Source organism: Maridesulfovibrio sp. (assembly GCF_963676065.1).
Lineage (GTDB): Bacteria > Desulfobacterota > Desulfovibrionia > Desulfovibrionales > Desulfovibrionaceae > Maridesulfovibrio.
In genome coordinates this window covers 3,478,429-3,502,588 of record NZ_OY780933.1, presented here as the reverse complement: position 1 = coordinate 3,502,588, position 24,160 = coordinate 3,478,429, and the positions used below count along the sequence as shown (strand labels likewise).

The 24,160-nt window shown below is 45.3% G+C and carries 18 protein-coding genes; 1 reads left to right on the top strand and 17 read right to left on the bottom strand.

Features of this window, described 5'->3' with window-relative positions; genetic code table 11:
• Window positions 1-8: 8 nt before the first annotated feature.
• From ACKU35_RS15650 to ACKU35_RS15610, 9 genes are all read right to left on the bottom strand, one after another.
• The gene (locus tag ACKU35_RS15650; RefSeq protein ID WP_319760634.1) at window positions 9-929 is read right to left on the bottom strand and encodes a tyrosine-type recombinase/integrase; all 921 of its coding nucleotides are present in this window, start codon (window positions 927-929) and stop codon (window positions 9-11) included.
• Between the two features lie 197 nt (window positions 930-1,126).
• A complete protein-coding gene (locus tag ACKU35_RS15645) occupies window positions 1,127-1,321 on the bottom strand; it encodes a hypothetical protein (protein ID WP_319760632.1) in 195 nt (64 codons plus the stop codon).
• A 14-nt stretch (window positions 1,322-1,335) separates the two neighbouring features.
• Complete coding sequence (locus ACKU35_RS15640) at window positions 1,336-1,671, bottom strand: hypothetical protein (protein WP_319760630.1); 336 nt, start codon at window positions 1,669-1,671, stop codon at window positions 1,336-1,338.
• A gap of 16 nt (window positions 1,672-1,687) precedes the next feature.
• Window positions 1,688-3,217, bottom strand: coding sequence for a cobaltochelatase CobT-related protein (locus ACKU35_RS15635; RefSeq protein WP_319760627.1), 1,530 nt, complete (start codon window positions 3,215-3,217; stop codon window positions 1,688-1,690).
• A gap of 11 nt (window positions 3,218-3,228) precedes the next feature.
• Window positions 3,229-4,200 carry a DUF3150 domain-containing protein gene (locus ACKU35_RS15630; protein ID WP_319760626.1) on the bottom strand — a complete coding sequence of 324 codons (972 nt, stop codon included), beginning with the start codon at window positions 4,198-4,200 and terminating at the stop codon, window positions 3,229-3,231.
• A gap of 77 nt (window positions 4,201-4,277) precedes the next feature.
• A complete protein-coding gene (locus ACKU35_RS15625; protein WP_319760625.1) occupies window positions 4,278-5,273 on the bottom strand; it encodes an AAA family ATPase in 996 nt (331 codons plus the stop codon).
• A gap of 1 nt (window position 5,274) precedes the next feature.
• Complete coding sequence (locus tag ACKU35_RS15620; protein WP_319760623.1) at window positions 5,275-5,661, bottom strand: hypothetical protein; 387 nt, start codon at window positions 5,659-5,661, stop codon at window positions 5,275-5,277.
• A 77-nt stretch (window positions 5,662-5,738) separates the two neighbouring features.
• Window positions 5,739-6,419: an ERF family protein gene (locus tag ACKU35_RS15615; protein WP_319760621.1), complete on the bottom strand. Its 681-nt coding sequence runs from the start codon at window positions 6,417-6,419 to the stop codon at window positions 5,739-5,741.
• A gap of 122 nt (window positions 6,420-6,541) precedes the next feature.
• Entirely contained in the window at window positions 6,542-6,874 is a 333-nt protein-coding gene (locus tag ACKU35_RS15610) for a helix-turn-helix transcriptional regulator (RefSeq protein ID WP_319760619.1), read from the bottom strand.
• Window positions 6,875-7,048: 174 nt separating this feature from the next.
• On the opposite strand from ACKU35_RS15610, the gene ACKU35_RS15605 reads away from it, so the two are divergent.
• Window positions 7,049-8,053, top strand: coding sequence for a hypothetical protein (locus ACKU35_RS15605; RefSeq protein ID WP_319760617.1), 1,005 nt, complete (start codon window positions 7,049-7,051; stop codon window positions 8,051-8,053).
• Window positions 8,054-8,179: 126 nt separating this feature from the next.
• On the opposite strand, the gene ACKU35_RS15600 is transcribed toward ACKU35_RS15605, so the two are convergent.
• The 8 genes from ACKU35_RS15600 to ACKU35_RS15565 form a co-directional block, all read right to left on the bottom strand.
• Window positions 8,180-11,437: a type I restriction endonuclease subunit R gene (locus tag ACKU35_RS15600; protein WP_319760615.1), complete on the bottom strand. Its 3,258-nt coding sequence runs from the start codon at window positions 11,435-11,437 to the stop codon at window positions 8,180-8,182.
• Between the two features lie 52 nt (window positions 11,438-11,489).
• Window positions 11,490-13,910 carry an AAA family ATPase gene (locus ACKU35_RS15595; protein WP_319760613.1) on the bottom strand — a complete coding sequence of 807 codons (2,421 nt, stop codon included), beginning with the start codon at window positions 13,908-13,910 and terminating at the stop codon, window positions 11,490-11,492.
• A gap of 85 nt (window positions 13,911-13,995) precedes the next feature.
• A complete protein-coding gene (locus ACKU35_RS15590; RefSeq protein WP_319760611.1) occupies window positions 13,996-16,080 on the bottom strand; it encodes a DUF262 domain-containing protein in 2,085 nt (694 codons plus the stop codon).
• Between the two features lie 109 nt (window positions 16,081-16,189).
• Window positions 16,190-17,017, bottom strand: coding sequence for a hypothetical protein (locus ACKU35_RS15585; RefSeq protein ID WP_319760609.1), 828 nt, complete (start codon window positions 17,015-17,017; stop codon window positions 16,190-16,192).
• Window positions 17,014-18,228, bottom strand: a complete 1,215-nt coding sequence (locus ACKU35_RS15580; RefSeq protein ID WP_319760607.1) for a restriction endonuclease subunit S — start codon at window positions 18,226-18,228, stop codon at window positions 17,014-17,016. The genes ACKU35_RS15585 and ACKU35_RS15580 overlap by 4 nt, the downstream gene beginning before the upstream one ends.
• A complete protein-coding gene (locus tag ACKU35_RS15575; protein WP_319760605.1) occupies window positions 18,225-20,363 on the bottom strand; it encodes an N-6 DNA methylase in 2,139 nt (712 codons plus the stop codon). The genes ACKU35_RS15580 and ACKU35_RS15575 overlap by 4 nt, the downstream gene beginning before the upstream one ends.
• 733 nt (window positions 20,364-21,096) lie before the next feature.
• Window positions 21,097-23,577 (bottom strand): hypothetical protein, encoded by a 2,481-nt coding sequence (locus ACKU35_RS15570; protein ID WP_319760603.1) that lies wholly within the window; start codon window positions 23,575-23,577, stop codon window positions 21,097-21,099.
• Between the two features lie 96 nt (window positions 23,578-23,673).
• A complete protein-coding gene (locus ACKU35_RS15565) occupies window positions 23,674-23,958 on the bottom strand; it encodes a hypothetical protein (protein ID WP_319760601.1) in 285 nt (94 codons plus the stop codon).
• Between the last annotated feature and the right edge of the window lie 202 nt (window positions 23,959-24,160).

Below are 24,160 nucleotides of genomic sequence, written 5' to 3'. Positions count from 1 at the left end.
CTCCCTTACTAAATTTTTTTCCTAGGATGTTTCTTCACCAAAATTTCCCGCTGCGACGAAAGACTTACATGAGTATAGATTTCTGTGACAGATAATGAGCTATGGCCTAATAATATTTGGATATTTCTTATGTCTACGCCGTTTTCGAGAAGCATGGTTGCTATGGTGTGACGGAACATGTGAGGGGTAATGTTTTCGGTAACTCCGGCAATTGCACTGTATTTTTTGATAATTCGTCGTACAGACTGGTCAGAGAGTGGGCGTAAATATCTGTTTAGGAAGAATGATGTTGAATTATGTAATTCGTATGCGTAAAGGCGGGTATATTCTTTTAGAATTTTAAGTGATTTTTTTTCGCACAGTGGGATCATTCGTTGTTTATTGCCTTTGCCATTTATTTTTAATTTATTATTTTTGAGATCAATTTCTGTAGTAGAAATATTGCATAGTTCTGAAACTCTTATCCCAGTTGCAAATAATAGTTCTAACACACAAATATCTCTAGTTGCTTCTCTGTATGACTTGCTCGTAGGACAAAATTTTTGTTGCTCTAGATATGCATATTTTAAAATTTTAGATAGCGATGACTCTTTGATTGTTTTGGGTAACTGTTTTGACCGATCAATCTTGATATGAAGCTTTCTAAATGGCGTTACAGGTATTACGTCTTCTCTTTCTAAAAAATTAAAGAATGATTTCAAAGTAGCAAGCTTTCTCTTTAGAGTTTTTGGTTTATATCCATCATTTATTATTGATAGGTATGATCTAATTAGTTCTTTATTTAAATCGTTTACATTATAATGTTTTGATTTTGTGATATCTTGAAACTGAGCAAGGTCTTTTTGATATGCATTTAAAGTTAACGGGGATAAAGATCTTTCTAATGAACAGTGCTGTAGGAATGATTTAATAGCGTGATTGAGTTTCATATATAGCTTCTCCTTTGATTTTTTGCTTTCATGAGACAAATAAAAGGAGTGTGCAATTGGTATATATGCAATAATTCAAGAAGGTAGTGCAAATTAAAATTTACTCTGAAGGTTTTTAGATACCATCTCTTTCGCACCGCCAAATTAGGCGTGAAAGATAATGCCGCCGGGTTCCCCCGGTGGCATTACCATTAAGTTTAACTCCCATCAGGTTCCAACAATTCATCAGCTCCGTCATTTACAGATTCCTCATCCTGGTCTTCCATCTCTTCAGAGTCAGTATGCGCATTTCTACAAGTCATATCAGATTCATCGTCCACTGCAGCATAAATTCCAGCAGCAGCCAGAATACCGACAGCGACTCCGCCGACAAAAGTAAGTAAATCTTTCATATTAACCTCCGCGTTTAAGATTCAAACTGAGTACCGCAACGGTTGCAGCGGTACAGGCCGATCATATGACGATCCACATGTTCGCCAATTTCATTTCCGATTTTGGAACCGGCCAAGAATCCGGCCATGGCTCCTGCCAGTCCGCCTGCGAGGGCACCGATCCCGGTACCTATGACTGGAACCACGGACCCGATAGCCGCACCTGTTGCAGCTCCGGAAGTTGCACCGGCGTATCCTGCTGCGCCTCCGGCTACTCCACCAACTGCGGTTCCGATTTTCTGCGTATTGTTGACAAGTACGACGAAGGTTGCGGTACAGCAATTGGGGCATAAGGGATTATCTTCAGACATTGCGGTTTCTCCTTTTTTATTTGGTTAAAGATTCCTGAAGCAGGTCAAACATGGCCGGAGCCAAGTCCGGTAATTCGGTAATGACTCTGCTTTTTCCGGGGAACAAATTAAAAACGGCCTCGGACTTTATTCCGAGACCGTAGATTTCGAAGCCGTATGCGCTTCCGTCTTTAATCGCTTGGTGGGCGTTGGCCGGATTGTCCGGGACACCGTCCGTTATGCAGAGGATGATTTTGCGATTCTCCGGCAACGGCATCATTTGCTGAAATGTCCACCAGAGTACTTCGCCCAGTGGGGTTGAGCCGGAAGCAGCTACACCGAAACGGGTGTGTAATTTCTGACCATGATTTAGAATAGGAGCCACAGTAGGATCATCATAGTTTTCTCCTCCTTGAGTTCTGATTGCGGGAAAGGCACTGACTCCCACGTTTACGCCGTTGATGGAATTGAGAGCACTAACCACGGTATGACTGATCTGCGAAGCCAGTCCGATACGCCTGCGCATTGAACCAGAACAATCAATAAGGATATGAACAGCCGTGCTGATGCTCCTACTTTCCAGCCTGCTGCGGAACATTCGGGGATTACCTACTGCGATACGGTATAGGTGAGCAGTACTTAACAGTCCGCGCCTGCCGATGCGATCATGTTTGATAGTTTTGGCTTGAATAATTCCATGGAGACGTGACTTGAGGGCAGTGGAAGCCCTACGGGTCAGTTCAAGTTCAGTTTCGTCCAGCACGGTGAGTTTTTTGTAGCCATCCTTGGCAACCCGAAGCCCTTCTTCTGCATCATCCGGAGCATGACTTGCCAGTTGTTCTTCCAGAACTTCTCCGAAGTCTTTGGGAAGGTTACCGGAATTTGAATCCAGCAACTTTTTAAGCTTCTTAGCCGGTGTTGATTGTCCATTGGACTCAAGTTGTTTGAGATAAGCCTTCAGCAGATCAACGATTTCTCTTGTGTAGAGAATGCAATCTTGAGTGGAGTCGCACTTGGACCTGACCTTTTGTAGGATTCCGTTTAAACGGGCCGTAAGGTCAGGGTATTGCGCATCGATAATTGAGGCTATTTGAGTACATTCGGTACCCAGTTCTTCCACATCCCAGGAGCGAACAGTCAGCAACAACCAATTTAAGACGGAAGTCGCCGGATCGATTTTAGCCGCCTGAGCATTGCTCCCATCATTAATAAAGAGGTGGCGGATCAACCAATGGAAGTTTTGACGACAGCCGGGGAAGAGCTCGGCCAGTTTGTTCTCTACCCTCCAGTCTTCCAGTGAATTCCAGATGTGCATTTCAAACGGAGTGAGCTTAGCCAGCTTCAGCCACTCGAAGTTGGTCTCGCGGATGTGGGCGGCTTCATGGTCAAGATACGACCTAGCCATGCGGGTTAAAGTTTCATCGCAATCCAGTGGCATGGCAGGTAGCTGAATTACTTTTCCATCAGTAAAAGCCTTGTCTCCACCTATGCGAACCTGCACTCCGTACTTGCGTCCCAGCACACTCGCCACCAACGGCAAAGATTTCATGAGTAACTTTTTATTCATGACTCCCCCGATCACCACAGCCCGTGACTGTCGATCTGCTGCTGTGATGCAGCTTGCGGGGTGCGGTTCTGTTTGAGGTTTTCAGAAGTAGCCTTGGTAACAGATGACTTTGGAATTGAGGTTAGACCTTCAAGAAGGTCCTTGGCTGTTCTCCCATCAAGAATCTTCTGCGCATTCTCCACAAGCAACGCCGGTTCACGAAGCACAGACACGACTCCCTGCAACATGAGCAGATTCTCGTCGCGGATGAATCCTCGGGACGGGACCTTGTCGAAGGCCGTCTGAAGGAGATCGGTGATGGGTAGGACTCTGGGATCAACAAAGGAAAGCCCATCAAGCTTGTTCTGGATAGACCGCAGCGGCGAGAGAGCCTTATGTGTTACCTTGACCTTTCCGGCATAGCAGCGATTCCATGTATCTGTTGCGGCCTTGGAGATTTCATCGAAGAGAGTGGAGCCAAGTTTGTTAACCTCTTCTTTGAGTCCTTTCTTTACGGAGTTCTTTTCAGGAGCAGTCAGCTTGAAGAACTGCCACTTGAAACCGATCCGTGAGCGCACATACTCAGCACTGACTGTCGAGCTTCCGATGAGCTTTTCCCAACCGGGATGTTGCTTGATCCAGTCCTGCACAGCTTCATCATAGCGACTGAGGAAGTCTTCCTTGGCTGCGAAGAACTCCTTTTCAATGGCCGTTAGCTCCTTCTCGATTTCATCCGCGACCTTTTCAGGAATGGCCCAGCCACCGAGGAAACGCACGCCATGCCGATCAAGCATATTCACAGCACGAGATTTGAGAGTACCGAAAATACGCAGATCTTCAGGATTGCAAATTCGCTTACTCCCTAGTGAAGCCAACTCTTCCGGCGGAAGCTGGGTTGCTCCGAAGTCGGAAGGGGTAAGTTTCTTTCTGGCCGACCAGATACTTACATCCAGATTCAAGGCCAAAATATGATTGAGGACCGTGATTCGAGTCTTGTTTTCCATGATTTCCTCCATTCAGTTACACAAAATAGAAGCGGGGCAGCCGAAGCCGCCCCGCTCATGAAATTTGCGTGTATTCTTTATGGTGTTGATTCTGATCCGTCTTCCACAGGGAAAGTACGCTGGGCCAGTTCATGCAGTACAGTACGTGTCTCCCGGCTGGCCCGATACCCAAGAGCCCGATCCAAAGCGTATGTTACCGGCTGGATTCCCTGCCGCGCTAAAGGCTGAAAACGAACAGTAAGATCCGCCCAGCGGATCAAAGTACGAGTAGAAAAGGTAACCTCAATGGTGTCGGTAAGGTTTCCTGATGCCTCGCCCATGAACAGCTTACGGACGGAATTGGCATACTCGACCATCTTTTTACGGATGTTTTCTGGGAGGTTCCTTGCCTTGCGGGTGAGTAGCTCAGTCTCGGCTTCCGGTGTAGGGTAGCCGATTTCACAGAGCCAGAAACGGTCCATGAAAGCCAAATTCTGACGAACGACTCCTTGATAAAGCCCGGTTTCGTCTGCTGCACCATTAGAGTTAGCTGTAGCTGCAAACCTGAACATGGGATGCGGATGAATAATTTCTCCAGAGTTTTCCGGAATGCACAGCGGTTCGCCGTCCAGAATCCCGTTCAGTCCTGCCGCAGTCGCCGGATCAATAATGTCGATTTCATTCAAGAGCAGAAGACCGCCGTATTTCATTGCCAGAGCAAGAGGTCCATACTGAAATTCCATACTGCCCTCTTCTACAGTCAGGTGACCGACCATCTCCGGAAACTCCAAACGACTATGGCCGGTGATTTCGAACACCGGGTAATTAAGTTTGGCCGCAAGCTGCTTGATGAGACTTGTCTTACCACTGCCGCTCGGTCCAAACAGATAGATCGGGTCGGAACTGTCCATGAACCAGACCACCACATCCCGGCTGGATTCATGAAAAAGGTATTCGACATCCAGACTCGGGGTGAATGATGAGGCCTCTCCAAATCCCTGTACCATGCGTCCGGAAGTCTTTCCGCTGAAGATCAACCCAGCATCCAGCTCAGCTGGACGGAGTCTTTCAATTTCTTCGATTGTATTGGTCATGTTATCCTCCGCAATTACCTGACACGACCTGTTGGATCAGACCGTCTGGATTATCAAAAGGGTTATTGTAATAGTCGCCGCGAGTTTCGAAATCACTTTCGTCCTCACCGATGCGCAGGAAGCTGTAGTCAACGGTATCGAGTTCTTCTAGGACCGATTCCAGCAGAGAGACCAAAGGATGGTGATCGTCCCATGCTGTACGAGTCCAGTAAAAGAGGTGGCCTCCATATCCTTGTCCTGTCTGATTGCTCACGTTTTCTTCAAGCATTTCCTGCACGGCTACCAGCTCCGGTTTGGTCAACGTCCTTTGAGCTTCAGCCAGTTTGTTGTTGAATTTTGAGAGCCCGGAAGTGGACAGAAAAATTGTAATGTCACTGAGGGGTTCCATAGATGCTCCTTTGGACAACAAAAAAGCGCGCCTCCGAAGAGACGCGCTTCATGTGCTGCGTTAAATTTTGTTACCGGCTATGCGGCCTGTTCGTATTTCCACCACAATTTGCGGTTACCATCCCAGCGAAACCCGGCCTTACGTAGTGAATCTTTCTGCTGAAGAGTGTTACCGGTTGCCAGAATACAAGGTTTGCCATCCCGTGCATTCTCCTTACGGTACTGCACTCCCTCAAGACGCGGCAGGTTCGGGTTGACCGGTTCAGAGGGCTGAGATTTCTTTTGCGGGGTAGACGAGGACTGTGTTCCCAGATGTCTACCCGGATTGTATCCGCTATTTTGGTTTTGCGGGCGGCACGATCCCTCTCCATCGTCATCATGCTCGGTAACGATTCCAATCAAGGCTGCAAGACCATACCTGCGAGCATAAGTCATGGCTGATCCATAGCCCTGTGGGTCACCTTTGGGTAACGGCATGACCAGTAATGAGGACTGCCACTGCCCTGATTCCGCATGGACGATTTTGCTGACCAGTCCAAGACTCCCATTGTCTACCTGTACCGGCAACTGAGTCAGCCAGATCCCGTTTGCCAGCAAAGCTTCACGACATGTTTCCATAACAGATTGCAGGCTAGCGTATCTGCTGTTTGTAAAATTGTTTTGTCCATCCTTCGCGGCAGGCTTTAAAGCCTGCTGCACCCTGAGCATCGCCCCGGCCAGATCTGTGATTTCCGGTGAACAAAGGTTGGTTCCATTCATAGACTCCTCCTGAAATAGAAAAGTCCCCGCTCGGATGACCGGGCAGGGACTGAAAGATTAAAAAGATCCTTTTCTATAGGAGTAATATATGTCTGAGATTATTTGAAAAGCGTTTGACAGCTTTAATTGTCGGTATTGGAGTGCTTTATGAGTACTTTAATCATATCTAAAGCGATTACAAGCTGTTTGGGAGATAATTCACCTAGAAGGGCCTGTGCTTCAAGGGCTGTACTGTTCAGCTTCTTTTTGGGCTGGAGTAGTTTGTCAGGTGTGATCTGTAGCGCATCGGAAATCTTCATAAGAATTTCAACTGACAGATTGACCACGCCGCGCTCAATTTCCCCAAGATATTTATAGCTTATCTCTGCCTTCTCAGCCATTTGCTGCTGGCTTAGATTTAAGCTTTTTCGTAACTCTCGTATGTTTTGTCCAATAATTTCAGCGTAATTGTTCACCTTGATCTCCTCATATTCAAATCATGAGGAGTTCTGCTCTTATTTCAAACCCATGAATGGTTGTATTTTGACTTGAGAAAAGGCACTGATCGGTGCTAAGAGGTGTTGAAGAATACGCAAAGTGATGGTTTAGATGTGATTATAAATATGGATAAATATTAAAGGAGTAGTCGAATGGTCCTCAACGTTGTGCGGATAGTGGCAATGATTGCGTTGCTCTGTTTATGTGCTTGTGATGGTAGCGATATTTCGGTTGTTAAGAATGGATATATGAATTTTGATCGAGGTGTCACTATCGGTGACGTCCTTGATAATTGTCAGGGGCTGGAGAATCGCAAATGGTCTGAGTTTGAAACAGAGTTAAAGCGTAAAATTGTTAATTTTACTGCTGATATAACATTAGTTCATAATAGTGCAAAATGGACCAAAGATGAAGAGTTTGCTAGTAGATATGGTTTTGATCCTACTAGTGAGTTAACAATACAATTTCAGATAAATAATGATGATACATTTGAAGTAGTATACATAGGAGCACGGCTTAAACCGGATACTAAAATTAAAGATCTTTTAGATGAACGTTTCTATAAAAAAATGACTGAGAAGGGCAACTCTCTTTCTATTGTATCCACTATGAAGAGGCTGTATGCGAATGCCTCACTAGCATCATTAAATTATGGGATTAAGTTTGCTTATGATAAGTATTCTTCTGTTAAATTGGAGGAGACTCGGAAAGAAATAGAACCTGCTCTTCAAAAGCTGGGAGTCATATCTACAGAGTGTCCCGCTGACTATAGACATAGACGTTTTCTGGTCTTCTATAATCCAGATAGTAAGGCCGTACTTGCTAGTAACTTCTCTGGTGGTAGAGTCTTGAGTGGGGTAAGCATCAACGAGGATAATGGATCTACTTGCTATTTTTTTGAGAAGGGTGAACCATCTAAGCTCTCTTCGGACAACAGGCAGTCTTTTAAGTTTGATAATAATAATTGTCCTGTTGATATATCCATGGATTGGGATTCGATTAAATACCAAAATCAAGGAATCATAAGTGTTAGTGGTATAGATGGCTGCGGATTTTGTGGGGCTGGAGCCTCTCTAGACGGGGAGTACCGTGAGATAGGTGAAGTCAGTTTCCAAGGTAATGGTAAATTTAGAGTACGCGTAACCAAACGGTTATGATTGGGGTAGTACGGCTCACTTGATGGATTAACCCTAAGCGTGCTTATTGGGCGCAGTGATTTAAATGTGTCTTCATGCTGCTCCAGCCCCTTTCCAGGCTTGCTGCCGGAGAGGGGCTTTTATGCGTTAACTTACAGCACCAAAATAAGGAGAAGGTACAGTAGGATACGCTCTAAACACATGAGTATATACCTCATTTGTCTTTTGGAGGACTTCATTTTCTTCGTATGAGTCTACGGGCAGGCCGATGCTTTCATCCCATAGGAAGTCTTTAATGGCAGTCCGGACAGCATCCCGTGTGGCTTCTTTGGCTCTCCAGTTATCTATCTTCAGCTTTTCGGATTTCAGCTTATCCAGCAGTTCTACCGCAACAGCCTTTATCCGTTTTATATCCTTTTTATGGAGATCTTCTTTTTTCAGGAGATCAAATATCGCAAGGGTTTCTTCTGTGAGGCCTTCACGGAGAGCTCTGGTCTCTTCAGTATTTAAGACCTCTACAAATTTGACCAAAGCCTCGAAGGTTTTCTCGATCGTAGCTCGATCCTTTTCTCTATTATACTCGGCAACGATGCCTTCATAGTGCTGTTGGAAATCTGTCCGTAAAGGGTTCTGCATCAGGAGGCGGTTTACCTTCTGCTCAATGGCGTCCTTTAGGCTTTGGACCGTTGTACGTTGTCTCGGGCTGGTTTCGAATTCTTTCCTGAGTTTGTCGAAGTCTATGGCACTGATGTCATATGGCTTACTGTCATGGCCGGTTTGGCTGTGGTCTACTTCAATCGCTTCATCCACTACTTCATGAAGACGGCGGATAATGTCTGAGATGTCCGCCTTCTCTTTATCCTTCTGGAGGCTTTTGTAAATCACGTTTATGGCATCATAGTCTGCCCGGTGGTCGTTGATTCCTTTGACATTTATGCATGCCTTGAATTTCTTGAAGACTTCCCGGCACATAACTTCAAACCTTTTACGGGTCTGGTCGTTGAAGTTAGCCGCCTCTTTGGCTGCAAGAATAGCAGCATTACGCTCAAAGCCTGTCTTGTTAATAATATCGTCTAGCGATGCATTATTCTTGGACAGGAAGCCCCGGACAAAGGCTATCGCTTCTGATAATTCGGCCAGAAGTTCCTCTTCGGGCCTAGTAGGATCAACCTCTCCTCCAGTTCCTCCTTCGCCGCCATGCCCAGTATCAACAGTTCCAGCAAATGTTGCTAGTGCCTTACGTAAATTCTTCAGTATGCCGCAGTAGTCTACAATTAAGCCATTGTTCTTCCCATCGCTGACTCTATTGGCACGAGCAATGGCCTGCATCAAGGTATGTGCTTTGAGTGGTTTATCGAGGTAAAGAGTAGAAAGACTTGGAACATCGAACCCAGTAAGCCACATGGCACAGACTATAGCGATTCGGAATGGATGCTCAGTTTCTTTGAAAGCATCTTCAAGTCCCATCCGCTGCATGTTTCTGAATTGAGGCTTGCTGCGCATGGATTCGGGAAGATCAATGCCTTCTTTAATGAGGCGTCGATGCGGTTTGATATCGAGATCCCATTTACGGAACTTCTCAACTTCACCTTGTTCTTCGCTTACAATCACAGCCGTCACAGTGTCTTTCATCCACTGGATCTGTCTGCGCCTATAAATTTCATCCTGATCATCAGTTGCGGATTTAAGATCTTTTTCCAGGTCTACGATGCGTTGCTTCCAATGATCTAAAACAAGACCATGCATCCTAACGCAGGTGATCTTATCAATGCAGACCAGCATGACCTTACCGGTCTCCCATGCTTTTGAATAATGTAGTACAAAATCTTGGGCAATTTGATCTAACCGGTCGCCTGCGGTAATGATGTGGTAGTCTCGTTTCAGCTCACCTTGGAGTCTCTGCTCTACGTCGATGTCGTCGATTTCCAGTTCATCCAGTTTCTCGGCTATGCGTTCGTTGAGGTCCTTTACGGCAATTCCTAATTTTTCCCCTCTGGCATCGTAGTAGAGGGGGACAGTAGCCTTATCTTCGACTGCTCGTTGAAAGTCATATGTCGAAATATACTCACCGAAGACTCGACGGGTTATTTGGTCGTCAGAGAAGAGCGGAGTGCCGGTGAAACCTATGTAGCTGGCATTAGGTAGTGCATTGCGTAAATTCAGGGCCAGTGTTCCATATTGAGTGCGGTGTGCTTCGTCAGTAATTACAATTACATCATCTCGGTCAGTGTAGCCTTCTGCTGATGTAACCTCTTGATTGAATTTTTGGATCAACGAGAAGACGTAAGCTTTATGCTGTGTCAGCAGGGAACTGAGATGCTGAGCACTTGAAGCGCGGCAGGGATCACGATCATTATCCACAACACCGCATCCGGCAAATGTTTTGTATAGCTGGGTATCCAGATCTTCTCTGTCCGTAAGGATGACGAAACTGAAGTTGCCGCCCAGTTTACGATGTACTTTACGGGTGAAGAAGACGATAGAGTAGCTCTTTCCTGCCCCTTGAGTATGCCAGAAGACCCCAAGCTTACCCATACGGTTGCTACGGTCTTCGACTGCTCTTATAGCGCGGTTTACTCCAAGGAATTGATGGTTGCGGGCAAGGATCTTACGTGGTTCCCCCGCTGATTCGTCAAAGAGGATGAAGTTTTCCATGAGGTCGATGAAGTTAGCCTTGTTACAGACTCCTTTCAGTAAGGTCTCCATGTCCACGACGCCCGGATCTTCCTCGTCCAACCGTTTCCAGTCATTGAAGTGCTCAAATTTGCTTGAGACCGAACCTAGCTTGGCATCCATTCCATTTGCGAGGACTACGATAGCGTTATGGTGGAATAAGTGAGGGACAGTATCCTTATAATCTTTGAAATTCTGCTCGTAAGCTGCCCGTATATCCCTGTGGACATTCTTCAATTCCATGAACAGCAGGGGAAGACCGTTTACAAATCCGATTATGTCCGCACGCCTTCGGTAAAGGTCACCTTTTATCCATAGCTCTCTCACACAGTGGAAGCGATTGTTTTCGGGATCGTTAAAGTCCAGCACTTTGAGGCGTTCCGTAACTCTCTCGTCTTTAGCGTTACGGAATCTGACCTGTACACCGTCCACGATAAGTTTGTACTTTTCTTGGTTTGTCGCCAGCATGGTCTGGCTGGATACAGCGGTAGTTATTTTACGGACGGCATCGTCATAGGCTGTATCCGGTAGACCTGGATTGAGTTTTACCAAGGCGTCCCGCAGGTATCGAGTAAGTACAACTTCCTTATCCGATCCTCGCCCCAGAGTTCCGTCTGGGCCGTATGTTTCGGTATTATATGCGTACACGGATTCCCAGCCGAGTTGGGTTTCCATGTACTCGGCTGTGGTTTGCTGGACTAGGGTGTCTTCGGTGTATTTGTTAGATGTCACTACAACTTCCATCCTTGATAAGAGTCTGTCATGTCTGTAATTTTCTTCAGGACTAGGCTTCCGCTGCTTCTTCTATGATTTCTTCTATCCCAACACTTTTTAACAGGGCTGAATACTGCTCACTATCTTCTTTAAGCCGTTCAATAATTTGTTGTGCAGACGTCTGCATCTCTGGGACTTCAACTGGCGTTGCTCCTCTTTCAAATACCGCGCACAGATGGGAATACTCATTGTTAATTCTGTCAGTCAAAACAGCGGGGACTTTTGATTCTCCGAAGAATAAACATAAGGTGTGCTCGTTCATCCCTTGATCTGGATACTTGTAGTATAGATAAATCTCGAAGAACTTTCTGGCATTGTTTGCGAAGTTGCAAAAGGTGACGTAGTTGGAGTCGTCAACGGCTTGGATTGCTGCACATCTGTGTATCTGCTTGAAAAGATAATTAAATTCGGTGACATATTCCTTAAGGTATTTTGGCATAGGGCCAATAATAGATGTCTTGTCTTGTCGAGATATAATAAAGTAAGCTTTTTGGTAGTCCTGCATTTTCCCATTATGGTTGAGAAACTTTCCATTTAACCGTTTTAAATATTTTAAGAAGTCAAGATTATGTGTAGATATAAATAATTGTTCGAATTTATCTTCGGAAACTATCTCTGCATTCAGAAGGCTGTATATGAAGAAGATATGGTTCCCATCAAGCGATGAAATAGGGTCGTCAATCCAGATGATCGGTTTTGAATCTCGGGTGTCGATGTCATCAAGTTTTGCAAGGAAGTAGCAAAATGCTAACAGGCTGCATTCGCCTTCACTTAAATGGTAGGCCTTTTTACCATTACGGATTACCTCAAAACGAATTCGTTTAGATTCAGCTCCAGAAATAGTATCCTGTTTAGCTTCAAGCGTGAGAAATCGATGCCCAAAGAAGTTGTTAAGGTATTCATTGACCTTCTTTGCGCCTTTCTCCTCATCGTTAAGTTCACGTTTTTTGGAGGATACCAATTCCTCTCTGCTGATGATAAGTCCTTCGACTTGTTTTTTGTTCTCGTTGGCTTTTTCGAGTTTCTCTTTGAGCTCCTTTATCGAAGACTGCTGTTCACTATAGCCAATTGTAATCAGGTAATCCGAGACTTCTTTCAATCGTAGAGCTACCTTGGCATGTTTTTGTTCAGTGTTTAAAGAGGTTGTGAAGCTGTTAGAAGCAGTACAGGTTAATTTGTACTCACCCCATGCAGTCTCTATCTCTGCGGAGGGAGCAGCATGTGCTTTAAATTCTATTGGGTTCAGAATATCTTCTTTTCTAGCTTTGAGTTGAGCGATTAGCCCATTTAATGATTGGTTGTACTGGGTAATGCTTTCTTTGAGAGTGCTGTCTACCTCGTCAAGTAAGCTATGGAATTTGGAATAGAAATGGGATTTGTCGATATGCAGAGCAGCGTTTATTGTTTTCTTCTCCGATTCGATTCTGATAATCAGCGCATTAATGTCTTTTTCAAGACGTTCTGATTCTTCATCAAAATGTTTGTCCAATTCCTGCCAGCGTTTCTCGGAGATGGGGTTGCCGCAGAATGCACACTCCTTACGTTTGCCTTTATGATGAGTACGACCATCATTAACCCAGCGATTTAAAACAGCATCCTTTACCAGCTCTTCAATTTTATCTGAGTCACTGATCTTTTTGGTTACAAGGAGTTCTGTGTCCTTAACTAAGACTTCAAAATTAAGTGCTGGAGCATGAAATGTTTCAATAGGTGGCAGAGTTTGTTCTAGGATTAGTTTTTCGCTTTGCGTCAGTTCTTCAGGATTTGGCTGATTATATTCTGGGCTTAGAACTTTTTCGATTTCTGCCTTGAGTTTCTTGATGTTATAGTTCTGGTCACCAAAGCGTTCTGGATTATATTTGATTCCTATCTTTTGGCTCGTCGCTTTGTCTTTTAACTGTTTGTCGAGATTCGTAACCGCTTTTCGATATATACGGTCTGCATTGATCTGGGCGGTGTTTGCCGCTGCTCGCTGGGCGTATAGCCCCGACTCATTTCCCTCTTCTTTTGAGCCAAGCTCTGCTTCAAGTGTTTTTATTTCCTGCTCGATTTTATTGTTATCGTCACCAAGAATAGCAAATGGTTCGATATTGTCATCCGGGTTGGTGATAAAGCGTAGATTATCACGGACGAAATCATCGTTAAAGACTCGAATAGCTTTATTGTGACCGCGCAAGGTTTCTTGAGTCACTATAGATCCATCGGCTAAAGCTACACTAAACTCTGGGGCCTCGACTTTGTCAGAGATATCGCCTGTCTCCATAGCACGCAGAATTCGTGAAAGAGTAGTCTTTCCTGAATAGTTTCTGCCATAGATAATGTTGATGTGCTGTAAGTCGCGTGGGCTACCAGATTCATCACAAACTTCCGTATTCCAGTCGAAATTTTGGAATACACCGAACTTTTTGATTGATTTAATCTTTTTGATCATACGCTTACCCTATTCGAAGTAGCTGTGGCTGGGCAGCCTAGGACGAATTGTGTTGATAATGTATTAAAGTCTCATTATTTGTCTCTTAATCACCATTTCCTAGCTGCTTTTCAAGAGCTTGTCGAATCAAACCAACTACATATTGAAGATCATCCAGTGATTCCAGGCCGACCTCTACATCTCCGTTACCCCAGCGGCCTACGTTGGTGATGTCTCTACAAAGACCTCGTGGATCTTGGATTTCGTGGAACTTCATATTCAATGACAGACGCAGTCTGCTTTTTTGTGGGACCACATCAACGAAGTTTGTCTCAGCTTTGTAGGCTACGTATAGTTTCAAGAAATCTTCGCTAACACAGGGGTTAAGAGCCAGAACTTCTGTCCTCAGCTTATCAAACAGAATTCTGGAATCCCCACCGGAAAGGTATTCATGGTCGTCAATGCTGTAAGTCTTTCCCTCTTGAGTGGTAGGACGGTATGCATCAAGTATATCCTCATCAAGAGATGGGAAATTCCATATGTCGATGGCCTTTAAAGCGAGCTTGTCGGCGCGTTTCTTGATTGACTCTTCATTCCATTCTGTCGTGCTGCCAAGCCCTTCATTGAGTTTGAGGGGACTCACAGCAAAGCCACCTTCCATGCCTTTTTTGTCCGTGAAGCTGTTGTCGCTGTATTCGGAGTTGTACCCTGTGAGAGTGAGGTTCCCCAGAGTATGCAGCCATGTGTCATGAACTCTCTTCCAGTCAGCTCCCAATTCATCACGCCAATGCTGGGGCACATTCTTGTTCTGGGGCATGATGTGTTCGATAGTGTAATCGTTGACTGACACACGTTCTCTACGGCCATCGTTCTCCATGCGCCGCAGCCAGTAGCTTTTATTCCTAAAGTTGTAGAGATCGCGTACTTTGATTTCTCGGTTGAACTCTTCATCAGCCGGAAATCTGCGATATGAGGGCAGTAAGAGAAAGTTGGCCGCGATGCTTTCGAGGTAGCGATCCTTCTTAAGACCTTTATTAAAATTCGCGAATGTCTTGTTCATGGAGTTTGTGGGGATAGCGCAGGCTGACCTTCTGAATACGTATGATTCGATCATCCGGACTGCCGATTCAAATTCATCCAGTGTCAGAGCTTCCGCTACATGATCGGCGTAAAATTCCAGCAGAAGAGGATATGCGACTTCAATTTTGAGCTCCCGAAGATCATGAAAAGCTTCGGCTAGCTTCTTATCCTGTTCCCTGCCTAAGGCCATTCTGCAGTAGTAGTCTGCGAATGTGTTGAGGTCCTTCACTACCTCTTCTACACCGGCCCGTTGAATATCAGGGGTTCTGAAGTAAGCCTTGAATGCTTCGTATACTGCGCTGACATTGGGGATGGAGCCGGTCTTGTAGGTAAGGTAATGACGCATGAAGCTATCGAATTGGGCTCCGTATGCTTCCTGTCCGAAATTGACCTCCATCGGTCGCCAGTAATCATTATAGAGATTGGTCTGAATTTCAGGCTCAAGCCCCATAAGGATAAAGTTACGGATTAGATCCGCCTGACTCAATTCCCGGCCTGTGGAGTTCATGCTTTCAAAGATTAGCTGCGGGTTATCATGGGCCTTATCCAAAGCCACTTCAACAAGCTGTAGTTTTTCAAGTCCCTTACAAAGATGTTCAATGTCCCCATTGAGTGTTTTGATTCGTTTATTAAAGAACTCGAAGTTCCCCATGACTCGTAATGAATTTTCAGCAGGAAGTGGGCTGCTTCTAAGTAAGGATATTAGAGTGTCCTTATCTGTTTGGGTCAGGATTAACTTGTACTTATTCTCTTCTTTCTCAAATGGATTGGTAAGGTAATAGCTTCTAATCTGTTCTTCGGAGAATCCATCGCTAGGCTCTGCCTCAGCAATATTGCGGGCAAGAGCTTCAAGCAGCAGAGTGATGGTGGTCAACCGTTGCTGTCCATCAATGACCAGCAGGGGAGCGTTTCTAGCAACTGAGTTTTGAATGTAAACCACAGAACCGACAAAATGGGTTCCGATCTCTTCATTTGATCCGACACGAATGATGTCGTTCCAGAGTTGGCTGCATTCTTGCTCTGTCCAGGAGTACATCCTCTGATATATGGGGATGATAAGTTGTGGAGCATTTTTTAGAAAAGTTAACAGATGTTCTTGTTGGGCTATCATTCGATTCATTCTCCTTTTTCAGATGAGCAATAGGTTCTTTAGAATTTGAGAGCAGCTTTGCTGGAGTTATTCACTTTCGTGTCTCTTACGATATACATGGGTTTCACTATTAATTCCGCCCTCCTGATAAATCTGCTATGGCAGCCTTCAGGACTTGCAGGCAGATTTCAGCCGTATGCTTATCCGGCTCAAATCTTGACGCGAGTTGTTCGTATGGGTGGATGTAGTTACGGAAATCACGCAGCTCGTGGCTGAACTTTTTAACGTCCAGCTTTAAAAGCTTTAGCCCGAACGCGACATCAATAAACTGTGCCAATGACCATTTGTGGAATTGTTTGACCTTCTTGTCTTTGTCCTTGGGGGCGTTGGTCGCTTGATTGAATTCTTTCGGCTTTTGCAGGGCAACCCCCAGTAGAATGCCTTCCAAAATACTGCCGCACAGAAAAATGGTTGCGAGTGGTGCGCTTTCTAAGCAGTGCTGCGCCTCCGTTAGGCGGCTTTCAAGCACTGGCACCAAGCTTGGGTCTAAGGAAAGATTCTTGACTGAAATATCTTGATATTGTCGGTGAAGGAATTCCTGCTCAGTTGGCTCTTTCTCTGTTTGTTTACCGGATAACCGGGCGACAATGTCCACCGCACGTTTATACTGTTGAGCCGCTGCCGTCTGTTCATCCTTTGAGGTATTGTACTGCCATATTTCCAGCAGATCGTTTAGAATATTACCGACGACCAGATCTGGTTCGGTCTCCCAAAATGCCCGTAAACGCTTGGCCTTGGAGTCTCCGTTGAATGCGTATTTATCTGTATAGATATCGATTTTGGCAGTATCACGGAAGAAATCGGCAAAGGACCTGTTTGAGAAGTCGAGTACAATTCCACCTGCAATACCAAAGAGATCCTCAAAGACTCTCTTCTCGATCACCTTAAGACTGCTCATACACCCACCTCGCCATTCATTAGTTTGGGGATTAGGATGTCGCGGGCTTGGGCCAGTGCCGCAGTCTGATTAGTGATCACATCAATTTGTCTATCGATCGGATTCACATGATCCAAAAACATTTCAATAATACTATCGCTTGGTTGAAGCAGCTCAACGTTGTACAAATCCTTTTTTGTTATTGCCGCATATATCGCTCCTGCACCTATCATGTCTTCTTTGAAGAAGTGATTTTTAAGATTGTAAAGGAGAAAGCTCTGCTGGTTACGGATACTTCTAATTGCAGAAAGGCCACGTCCTATTACTATCTTTTCAGTCGCGACGTTTATTCTGCCTACAGGGGCTCTTACGCTAAAAAGAATATCTCCTGCCTCAGCGATTCGTTTCATAGCCGTGCAGTATGTATTGTTGGATGGAAAACGATGTCCAAAGTCCTTTACGCCTTGGTGGAAGGGTATACCTAATCCATCAGTATTATAAAATTCTGACTTAGGGCTTTGGCCCATAGTGATATTTGCGATATACGAAAGCGGTTTCTTCTCCCACCCCTCCGGCACACCATCCGCAACCTTAACATGCTCGTGTCCCGGAAAGCGAAGCCGCACGAACCATTCCTTGTAGAGCAGGCGTGCCGATTCTTCGAGCAGCTGGATGCGGCGGCGGTTGTTTTCGATGAGTTCGTCGTATGCGGATAGAACTGATGCTATTCTATTTTGAATTTTGAGTGGAGGGGTTGGTACTTCAAAATTACGCAACACAGTAAGATTTATATGCGGAACTCCTGATGAAGAAGTATAACTCAGGATTCTGTTTACAGCTTCATGGCTTGAAAAATAGTAGTATAAGAAGAGTGGATCAGCCTTATGCTCATTTACGGTCATCTTCATTTGGCTCTGTGATACTACATATCGCTCAAATTCACCTTCTATAGGGATAAGTGCAACCTGTCCGAGAGTCCCTCTTTGCGTAAATACGAGATCTCCTGGATAGGCTAAATTGCTAGAAAGATCTTCTTGTACCTTAAAGTCCGAAACATATACGAAATCGGTAAGATCAAGGTTGCGCCCATTGTTGAGGTTTGACCCACGAATAACAGGTGTGCCAGTAGCGACATAGTCCCGTGAGGTGAGCTTAGAACCGAATGGTCCCCCAACGAAAGCATACTTTTTGTTAGCTGCTAGTAATTCGAGTTTTGTGCGAGGCCAACTCATACTCCCAGCTCCTCAAAATTTTTCTTAATAGTAGCTGCAAGCTGCACTGCTTCATTATTCAAGTCTTCCAACTCCACATGGATATCCCGAAGAGCTTCTTCAAAATCAAAATCTTCGTTCACTTCTTCAGGGGCTACACCGACATAGCGACCGGGAGTAAGGCTCCAGTCATGGGCTTTAAGCGTGGCACGATCTACAAGCTTGACCAATCCATCAACATCGCAAAGCTGCGCTTCAGGAAAACGCTCTGTCAGCCAACGAGCTTGACGCTGGAAATAACGAACCTGCTTGAGTTCTTCCACGGCCAGCTTACGGGCTTGATCCGCAGCCTTGCGGGTACGGGTGATGTCTCTGTTGACCCAAGTGTCACAGGCTTTAGCCGCGCATTCAGTTTCGCAGGTCTCAATGAGCTTGCAGGCCAGCTTGTAGAGCAGGTCGGTCTGTTTGACCAAGTCGCGGCTGGTTTCAGCTAGTGGGGCAAGACGTTCAACGGCTTTTTTCAGTTTTCCGTTGCTGAGGCCCTGACCCTTCCATGCATCCATTTGTTTAGCGATGGATGATTTGAATCCGTCCACATCCTTATGAAATGCGGCCAAGGCGGTTTCATATTCCTTGAGCGGTTCGGTATGAGGGGAGTCCGCAGCGAGTGATTCCACGAAAGGTTTCATTGTGGCTAACAGTCCATCCAGCGAAGCTGTGAATTCAGGTAAGGGCTTTATGGTTTCACCGTTTTCTCCATGTCCGCTGAAGCAGCCTTCTCCCTCGGCGAGCATGCGCTGGCAATAACCGGCTACCAGATCAAGGTACTTGTCCACCTGTCCGCGATACAGCCAGACAATGGCTAAAATATTCTGTTCCTGTTCCGGACTGAAGTCGTAAATCTTGCGTGTGACTTTGCGATAGATGTTGCGGGCATCAATCATGAGCACCTTGTCTTTGTGCTCTTCGGGCTTATTGCGATTCAGGAACCATAATTCACAAGGTACGGTGCGGGTGTAGAAGAAGTTTGAGCGGATAGCTACCATGGCGTCGACATCCCCGGTCTCAATAAGCTTCTGGCGCACCTTGGCCTCATCCTTACCGGCACTTGATGCCTGAGAAGACATTACGAATCCGGCTTTGCCTGTCTCGCTTAAGTAGCTGTAGAAATAGCTGATCCAAACGTAGTTACCGTTTGATATCTTCCCCTTCTTGTCGGGGTTGTCTTTACTCCCCTTACTTACTCCAGGCAGACCAAAGGGGAGGCGTGGGTCTTTCTTGACCTTGTCTCCGTCAATTTCATCCACGTTGAAGGGCGGGTTCGCCATGACGTATTCAGCTTTGCCGAGCAGTTCATGCGGATCTTGGTAATAAGTGATAGCTCTCTGAATATCGCCTTCCAGCCCATGCACAGCAAGGTTCATTTTTGCCAGACGGATGGTGGTCGCGTTCTTCTCCAGTCCCATGAAGGTGAGTTTTTCACTGGGATTTTGATGCAGACGTTCAACCACCCGGGCACTCTGTACAAACATACCGCCGGAACCGCAGGCAGGGTCGAGGATCGTACCGTGTGTCGGCTCCAGAATATTGGCGATCAGGGAGACGATGGAGATCGGTGTAAAAAATTCACCACCATCATGAGCTTTCTGGTCTGCGAACTGGGTCAGGAAATATTCGTAGATACGACCAAAGACATCGCCTTTGACCTTTTTGAGTTCATCCGGGTTCAGGGTCCGCAGCAGCTGTCCCAGAACGTCGTTATCAAGTTCCTGATATTCACTCTTAGGCAGTACACCACGCAGGCTTTCATAGTCAGCTTCGATGGATTCCATAGCTTCAATGATCGCTTTGGCTCGATCGTCAGCATCACTAAGGGAAACCAGTGAGTCGAACTGAGCCTTAGGTTGCAGGAAAATTGAACTCTTTTGTGAGAAGTCTTCCTTGGTCAGAGGTCTGGTCTTACCTCCACGCTTGGGGAGGTTCGCTTCAATGTCGTCTTTTACTGCCAGGAATCGGCTGTATGCGTGCCTGAGAAATATGAGACCCATGACGGGCAGAAAGTATTCATTACTAGCGTAGTTTGAGTTGGCCCGCATGGTGTCCGCTGCGGTCCACAGTCTTTTTTCGATGACTTCTATATGTTCGAGTTGCGCCATGGCGATTAGTATTCTCCGAAGAGTCAAGGTTATCTGCGTAGTTTAATAGATATATCAACAAGGCTATTTCTATTATAGGGGAGTCTAGTTTGATGAACGTTGTTAGTTGATAAGACTCTTACGCCCCATGTCCGCTATCCGTCAAGAATACCGGCGTAATTGGTCAGGAAGTGGTAAGTGCTTACATGGTTATCGTTTGTCGATTTGAATATTTTGTTTCTGATGTTGGTGTGATAGGGGTACATGAATTCAGCTGGAGACCTAAAGTCCAGTCTTATCACTAGGTTCTTACTTTTGCTTAGACTGTTATGGGTAAATACTTTATCAAGTGTATTTTAGGTGCGTGTGGAATCGCTTCATGATGGTCTAAAAATTCAAATATAAAGCTGTCGAAGGCAGTACCCTTCAACGGTTATTCTATTTCGAGATATGAGTCATTGCTTGCTGTCAGTGGTAGATCAAGATGTCGCGAAACGGAGAATATCGATGGCTGTTGAGGAGGGAGCTATCTGTTTGTGCTCGATGCTTAGAAGCACATTGCTATATAGAGCTTTTTTGGCGGTTAGGGCGGATAGGGCAGTAATATTAAAAAATATGATTATTGCCATATATGAAAAATAAGTAAAAAATAAGTTATGCAGACATTAAAGTTTTGCAGATAACCGCCATAACCGCATTAACCGCAAAAGTAGGTGTATTTAGGAGATCCGGGGGAACCCGGATCTCCCATTTATTATTCAAAGAGGGTATCGATGCTTAGTTTCTCTGTCGGGGTATCTTTATGCTCAGAAGTTGTGCGGATCGTGATAATCCGGTTTCCACCTTTTTCTCTGGTTATATCAATACCTGACTTTCTAAGGAATGCTTGAGTGCGCGTAAGTCGCCTACCTAACATTGCAGGTGTTTTAGGCCAGTATTTAAGCTGAGAAATCTTCTCATCTATAATACCTGTGAGTTCATTCAGTAATTCCGTAGGGCTACCTTGCCAGAAGCTTGTTCTTTTCATTAACAGCTTGATAGAGTTAGCTATATCATCCGATTCCAGAGCACTTTGAATGGATTCATTCTGGTTTAAGGTATACTTTTCCAGAAACTCACCTTCCTCCCATGGCATCACTTCTTCAGCCGCATAGCACCAGAGTGCGAAGTCAGCCATTCGGGGAAGGTTGTTGGTTTTAACCTTGTGCCTATTTTTTAGTGCACAAGCAACACCCTCACAAAGTCCTCCAAGGATTTTCGGGGCAGCTTCTTTAAAGGCAGCATCTAATAGGGCTTCTGGTTTACGTTTGTGAGCGGGGATGACCGGAAGTGAGACACGAAGGCTCCTGTCTGCCAGATCATGCCGTTCAGCTATTTGATCAATCCCGTTTAGAATGATGGGTTTTATTACTGAAATGATAGACTCTTCATCATTGGTAAATAACTTGCGTGCTGCAAAGCTATCCCCGGTAGCAATCCTGCAGAGAGCGTCTGATAGCCACAAAGGAACGCCTGACATATTGTCGAGGGCGAGTATGTGGGAACTGCTAGCCGCAATGATTAGGTCCTGTAGGTTTCTAGGTGTTGCTCGTGTGGGGGCGATTGAAGGGTCTATTAGTTGCCGTAACATTCGTGTGGTCGAACTCTTTGCTGTCCCTTGTTCTCCTTCGAGGGTGAGAATAGGAAATGGCCCAGGGCATAAGGTCCCAAGTAACCATGCTATGACCAGAATTGCTTCTTCTTCATCTATGTTGAGCAGGTTTATCAGTTCACTTACTTGTCCACCACGAATTGGTTCGTTTAAAGGCTGCATGCTTTTAAGGCGGCGAAATCGAACTGGTGGGGTGTTGATGATACTCCAACCGTTAGCTGTGATCTCAATAGCTCTCCACGAATCGTCGCACAGATCAATGTACACTGCGTCATCAACATGAGCTATTCGTGTATATATCTTGCGCGGCTCATGTGGCCCATGAATAGCTCTGGCGGTAAGGTCCTGTATCAGGTCAGCGGCAAGAGTGTTTTTGAGTGGTTTTCCTGCAGATCGATAAAAAAGGAATCCAATTAAGTTCTTGAATTCTTTGGTCTCTATCTGGAATGTCTTCCGACAATTGTCGATTACAATGTCGGCATATGGTATACCTTCACTTGAAGGATATAAATCTAACTGGTCGGTTATTTCCAATAACTTGGTAGAATCAGTATGCTTGATGGCATCTTGTGATTCTTGGGATGACGCTTTAGTCCATAATTTTGAAGGAGATGATACCCCACAATTACATCCGCAGTTATAGAGATTAGCTTTAATCTTTTCGCAGCTATAGTTTGGTTCAACCCTCTCCATCTTATGAAGTATATTTTGATGCTTGTAGTCGCGATAAGTGCAGCTTAAATCATGAGCCAGCCAGATGCCATCATTGCCCAAGCCTTTGACGATTGATAGTAGAGCATGCCATTTGGGCTCTTCAAGATGTGCTGCATTTTCAAGGCAGTGACGGACAAATCCACACCTTTTAACAAACTTTGCTGCATCAACTAGCTTACTACTGCTAGGCTCGTGTTCGCGTCGTTTGAAGCTCGTATACAGTACAAAGAGTTTGTCGGAGGTGGTCCAATCATACGGTTTTAAAAGTATTTCTCTAGGGGCAGAAGCTTTAAGGATTAGCTCTTGGTAATTTGTACCCTGCAATTCTGACCATGTGATGGGAACTTTGTAGGCCCCGTTGTCACGTTTGACATTTTTCATGCGAAGGAGCTTTCCTTTTCCCATCGCATACATGCTAGTATCAATGGTACATGGTCCATCCATCCAAAGCCGAACAATCATGTAGTCCACGATTTTACTGTATATTTTTGGTAACATGGGGTCTCCTTTGCTGGATCCTATGATGTAGTGCGGGATAGCGACATGAAACCCTTTTTTTCCGGACAGAAAATAACGCAGGTCTTCAGGATCGACGTCATACCGCATTAAGTGACGGACCAACTCAATTGCATGCTCTCTTGCAATTTCTGGATCGTCTTCGTTATCAAAGTCGAAGACAAGATCGCCATATCGGTATGGCTCTTCTTTGTCTTTCGCCGGTTCGTACTCAAATCCAAACGTCGAAAAGAATGCAGCACCTAACAGCGTCGCTTTCTCGATAGCGCTTTTGGGGGTGCCCTCTATTGTTTGCCATGGGCCTGGCTTGTCTCCATTGGCATGAGCCCAGTAGTAAACCTGTTCTTGTTTCATTTGTTCCTCCTAAAGAAGAAGGGCTGAGATCTTTAGTAATCTCAGCCCAGTTAAGGTGTTAATAAATATATTGATGTCGGCTTTGGTTGGTGATGATCATTCATCGCCAGTTCCTTCTGGCTCAAACGATTCGTCATAGCTCAATCTTGCCAACCACCAGTCTAGAAACGGGTCACGTACAATCAGCACTTTACGCTTACCGTCACGCAGGAAACATTCATTTGGGATACTTTCTCCAGAAGCCCCCTTTCCCGTTCTGACCCTCGCCCTGATGTTCTGAACAGTTCTCCATTTCATGGCATTGCCGGTGAGTGAGTCCAGAGAGGTTGCAGCAAAGACAGGCGGTAGGTATTCAACTAGTTGATTTTTAAGATTTTCCATCAACATCTCCTATGGTTACAAGTTCATAGGATACCGAGAGCTGATAAAGAATAATTTTTGTGTACATTCGGGCTGCTAGCGTAGGCTTGGCTGGGGGGCTATTGCTTCTGAGGTAAAATCTAGATGATTTGTACGGATTGCGATTCTATATATTAATGAAGGGGAGTTGCTGGTTCTGAAATGTCTGACCAAGTCAGGGGTA